This window comes from Streptomyces nanshensis (genome assembly GCF_001751255.1).
GTDB classification, from domain to species: domain Bacteria; phylum Actinomycetota; class Actinomycetes; order Streptomycetales; family Streptomycetaceae; genus Streptomyces; species Streptomyces nanshensis_A.
Window position 1 is genome coordinate 1 of the sequence record NZ_LJGW01000079.1, and the last position, 5,053, is coordinate 5,053.

Genomic DNA, 5,053 nt, shown 5'->3' on the forward strand with positions numbered 1-5,053 from the left:
GACCCCGCGTCCGCCGGCCCCGCGCCCGCGTCCGCGCCCGCCACCTCCGCCGCAGCCGAGCAGAGCTGGCGCCCGGCGCCCGTCCCCGGCTCCGGCGTCCGACTCTCGCCCGTACAGCAGGCGTTCATCGACGCGGGCGCCGTGCAGTGCGGCTTCTGCACCCCCGGGCTGCTGGTCGCCGCCGACGAACTCATCGAGCAGAACGCGCGACCCTCCGACGCCGACATCCGCGAGGCGCTCTCCGGCAACCTGTGCCGCTGCACCGGGTACGAGACGATCCTCGACGCGGTACGGCTGGCGGCCGCCCGTACGGACGCCGCCGGGGGAGAGGGCCCCGTACGAGGAGAGGTGGTCTGAGATGGCAGGCGCGAACCCCACCCGTACCCCCACGGCCCTCACCCAGGGCAGCTCGGGCGCCACCCGCGGCGGCGTCGGCGAGTCCACGCTCCGCCCCGACGGGACGCTCAAGGTCACCGGCGAGTTCGCCTACGCCTCCGACCTGTGGCACGAGGACATGCTCTGGGGCTGCACGCTGCGCAGCCCGTACCCGCACGCCGAGATCCGCTCCGTCGACGTCTCGGAAGCGCTCAAGCTGCCCGGCGTGTACAGCGTGATGACGCACGACGACCTGCCCGCGGAGACCAACTTCGGCCTGGAGATCCGCGATCAGCCGGTGCTGGCGAAGGACCGCGTCCGCTACCACGGCGAGGCCGTCGCCGTCGTCGCCGCGGACCATCCCGAGACCGCGCGCCGCGCCGCCGCGAAGATCCGCGTCGAGTACGCCGAACTCCCGCCCGTGCACGACGAGTTCAGCGCGACCGCACCCGGCGCCCCCGTGCTGCACCCCGGACGCGACGACCATCACGCGCCCCATGTGGCGCACCCCAACATCGTCCACCGGCAGCCCATCGTGCGCGGCGACGTGGCGGCGGCGAAGGCCGAGGCCGAGGTCGTGGTGCGCGGCGAGTACGAAGTGGGCATGCAGGACCAGGCGTTCCTCGGGCCCGAGTCGGGGCTCGCGGTGCCCGCCGAGGACGGCGGCGTCGATCTGTACATCGCCACCCAGTGGCTGCACGTCGACCGCGACCAGCTCGCACCCGTGCTGGGGCTGCCGCCGGAGAAGGTGCGGCTGACGCTCTCCGGCGTCGGCGGGGCGTTCGGCGCCCGCGAGGATCTGTCGATGCAGGCGCACGCGTGCCTGCTGGCGATGGCCACCGGCAAGCCCGTCAAGATCGTCTACAACCGCTACGAGTCCTTCTTCGGGCACGTGCACCGCCACCCGGCCAAGCTGACGTACGAGCACGGCGCCGACCGCGACGGCACGCTGCGCTACATGACGTGCCGCATCGTGCTGGACGGCGGCGCCTACGCCTCGTCCTCGCCCGCCGTCGTCGGCAACGCGGCCTCGCTCGGCGCCGGTCCGTACGAGATCGAGAACGTCGAGATCGAGGCGCTCGCCCTCTACACCAACAACCCGCCGTGCGGTGCCATGCGCGGCTTCGGCGCGGTGCAGGCGTGCTTCGCGTACGAGGCGCAGATGGACCGGCTCGCGGCCGAACTCGGCATGGACCCGGTCGAGTTGAGGCAGCGCAACGCCATGTCGCAGGGCTCGGTGCTGCCCACCGGGCAGGAGGTCGACTCGCCCGCGCCCGTCGCGGAGATCCTGCGCCGCGTCAAGGCCCGGCCGCTGCCGCCGGAGCGCCAGTGGGAGACCTCCGCGGACGCGGGCGGCTCCACCGGCGTGGACGTACGGGCGCTGCCGGGCGGTCTGTCCAACACCACGCACGGCGAGGGCGTCGTACGGGGCGTGGGCTATGCGGTGGGCATCAAGAACGTCGGCTTCTCCGAGGGCTTCGACGACTACTCGACCGCCCGCGTCCGGCTCGAAGTCGTGGGCGGCGAACCGGTGGCGGTCGTGCACACCGCGATGGCCGAGGTCGGCCAGGGCGGCGTCACCGTGCACGCGCAGATCGCCCGTACGGAACTGGGCGTCGCGGGCGTGAGCATCCTGCCCGCCGACACCCAGGTCGGCTCGGCCGGTTCGACCTCCGCGTCCCGGCAGACGTATATGACGGGCGGCGCGATCAAGCAGGCGTGCGAGGCCGTACGGGAGCGGGTGCTGCGGCTGGGCCGTGAGCGCTTCGCGGGCCAGCACCCCGCATGGGACTCCGGGGCCGTGCTGCGTCTGGAGGGCGGCAAGGTCGTCACCGACGGGGGCGAGGTGCTCGCCGCGACCGCCGACGTCCTCGGCGACGAAGTCGTCGAAGAAGAGCTGGAGTTCCGGCACCGGCCCACCGAGGCGTTCGACCTGCGGACGGGACAGGGCTTCGGCCACGTCCAGTACTCCTTCGCCGCGCACCGCGCCGTCGTCGAGGTCGACACCGAACTCGGCCTGGTCAAGGTCGTCGAACTCGCCTGTGCGCAGGACGTCGGCAAGGCGCTCAACCCGCTCTCGACCGTCGGCCAGATCCAGGGCGGCTCCACGCAGGGACTGGGCCTGGCCGTCATGGAGGAGATCCTCGTCGACCCCGGCGGCAAGGTACGCAACCCGTCCTTCACCGACTATCTGATCCCGACCATCCTCGACACGCCCACCATCCCCGTGGACGTGCTCGAACTCGCCGACGCGCACGCCCCGTACGGGCTGCGCGGCGTCGGCGAGGCGCCGACGCTCTCCTCCACCCCGGCAGTCGTCGCCGCCATCCGGAACGCCACCGGTCTCGCTCTGAACCGGGTGCCGGTACGTCCGGAGCATCTGACCGGAACACCGGGGGCCTGACCGCCCCCGCCCGGCAGCATCCCCGTCTCGTCTCGGGCCGTCCCCCGGGTCGTGCAGCCAAAGCCCCGCCGTGGCACGGCAGTTCGCCCTTCCGTGCCACGGCGCTCAGGGGCGTCCCTACGACACGTGGGAGAGCGCACACATGACCCCGTCACAGCCCCGGCCCGCGAACGCGGGCCCGTCCGCGTCCACTTCGGCCTCCGCGGACCCTTCCGCGGTCCCGTCCCCTTCCCCCCCTCCCCGCCCTCGTCACCGTCCCCGTCCGGTGAACGGCCCACGCCCCGTACGGAACCGCCCGCGCCCGGAGCGGGCCCGGACGGCCCGCGGCCCGGCGGCGGGCGCCGCTCACCGCTCGACCGCTTCTTCCGGATCACGGAGCGCGGCTCCACGCTCGCCCGCGAAGTGCGGGGCGGCGCCACGACGTTCATGGCGATGGCCTACATCGTCCTGCTCAACCCCGTGATCCTCTCCGTGCCGGACGCCGCCGGGCACACCCTGGACGCGGGGCAGGTCACCACCGCCACCGCCTTCGCCGCCGCGGCGACCACGCTGGTGATGGGCGTGCTCGGCAACGTACCGCTGGCGCTGGCCGCCGGACTCAGCGTCTCCGCGGTCCTCGCCTACCAGGTCGCGCCGGTGATGACCTGGCCCAGCGCGTTCGGGATGTGCGTGATCTACGGTGCGGTGATCGTGCTGCTCGTCGTCACCGGTCTGCGGCGGCTGATCATGGACGCCATCCCGCTGGCGATGAAGCACGCCATCACCATGGGCATCGGCCTCTTCGTCACCCTCATCGGCCTCGTACAGGCGGGCTTCGTGACGAGCATGCCGGGGCCGGGCGGCGTACCGGGCGCCAAGCCGGTCCAGCTCGGCACCCACGACATGCTCACCGGCTGGCCCGTGCTGTGCTTCGCCGTGACGGTGCTGCTCGTCTTCGTCCTCCAGGTACGGCGGGTGCCGGGCGCGATCCTCACCGGCATCGTCGGCGGCACGGTCGTGGCCGGCGCCGTGCACCACTTCGCGGGCCTGGAGGAGAAGGACTGGGGCGGCCGGAACGTGCCGGAGATCTCCGGATCGCTCGTCGCCACCCCCGACTTCGGCCTCTTCGGCAAGGTCTCCTTCGGCTCCGTCGCCGACGCCGGTGCCGTCACCGTCGGGGTCATCGTCTTCACGCTCGTCCTCGCGGGCTTCTTCGACGCGATCGGCACCATCATCGGCATCGGCCAGCAGGCCGGGCTCGCCGACGACGAGGGCCGTATGCCCGGTCTGAACAAGGCACTTGCCATCGACGGCGCGGGCGGCGTGGCCGGAGGCATCGCGGGCGCGTCCGGGCAGACGGTGTTCGTGGAGTCCACGGCCGGTGTCGGCGACGGCGCCCGTACGGGTCTAGCCAGCGTCGTCACCGGACTCGGCTTCACGCTCTGCCTGTTCTTCACACCGCTCGCCCGGATCATCCCCACGCAGGTCGCCGCGGCGGCGCTCGTCGTCATCGGCGCGATGATGATGTCCAACGCCCGGCACATCGACTGGAGCGACACCGCGACCACCGTCCCGGTCTTCCTGACGACGGTGCTGATGCCCTTCACGTACTCCATCACCGCCGGCATCGCGGCCGGCTGCATCTCGTACGTCGTGATCAAGGCCGCACAGGGCAGGTGGAGGGAACCGGGTGTGCTGATGTGGGCGCTCGCCGCCGTCTTCCTCGTCTACTTCGCGCTCGGCCCGCTCGAAGGGTGGCTCGGAGCGTGAGGCGCCGCCGCCGGGCGGCGTATCGCCGCCGCGCGTAAACTCGCAGGCCGCAGCTCTCTGCGCCCGCCCGTCAAGGAGCAACCGTGCTGGACATCGCCGCCGAACTGCACCGCTGGTGCGAGGAGGAGCGGGACTTCGCCGTCGCCACCGTCGTCGCCGTCACCGGCAGCGCGCCCCGCCAGCCCGGCGCCGCGCTCGCCGTGGACGCCGGCGGCGAGGCGGTGGGCAGCGTCTCGGGCGGCTGCGTCGAGGGCGCGGTCTACGAACTGTGCCGCGAGGCACAGGAGTCGGGGCGCAGCGTGGTCGAACGCTTCGGCTACAGCGACGACGACGCCTTCGCCGTCGGGCTGACCTGCGGCGGCGTCATCGACATCCTCGTCACACCGCTCCGCGCGGGCACGGCCGCCTACGCGGTGTACGCGAGCGCGCTCGCCGACGCCGCCCGTGGCCGTGCGGTGGCGCTCGCCCGCGTCGTCGACGGACCGGAGGAACTGCTCGGCGGCGCGCTGTGCGTGCCCGCGGACG

At 73.0% G+C, this 5,053-nt stretch carries 4 protein-coding genes; all 4 read left to right on the forward strand.

Translation table 11 applies throughout. From position 1 onward, the window contains the following. The coding region (locus AN218_RS03785; RefSeq protein WP_244900244.1) for a (2Fe-2S)-binding protein at positions 1-357 on the forward strand (357 nt) is incomplete at its 5' end. Between the two features lies 1 nt (position 358). After that, entirely contained in the window at positions 359-2,779 is a 2,421-nt protein-coding gene (gene pucD / locus AN218_RS03790) for a xanthine dehydrogenase subunit D (RefSeq protein ID WP_070015190.1), read from the forward strand. A 126-nt stretch (positions 2,780-2,905) separates the two neighbouring features. After that, positions 2,906-4,528, forward strand: coding sequence for an NCS2 family permease (locus AN218_RS03795; protein WP_079131791.1), 1,623 nt, complete (start codon positions 2,906-2,908; stop codon positions 4,526-4,528). An 83-nt stretch (positions 4,529-4,611) separates the two neighbouring features. Continuing rightward, on the forward strand, positions 4,612-5,053 hold a 442-nt coding region (locus AN218_RS03800), incomplete at its 3' end, for an XdhC family protein (RefSeq protein ID WP_171908592.1).

What these genes read in the sequence shown, in the direction of transcription:
- pucD (WP_070015190.1), top strand. Translation starts at nt 359, where the DNA reads ATGGCAGGCGCGAACCCCACCCGTACCCCCACGGCCCTCACCCAGGGC.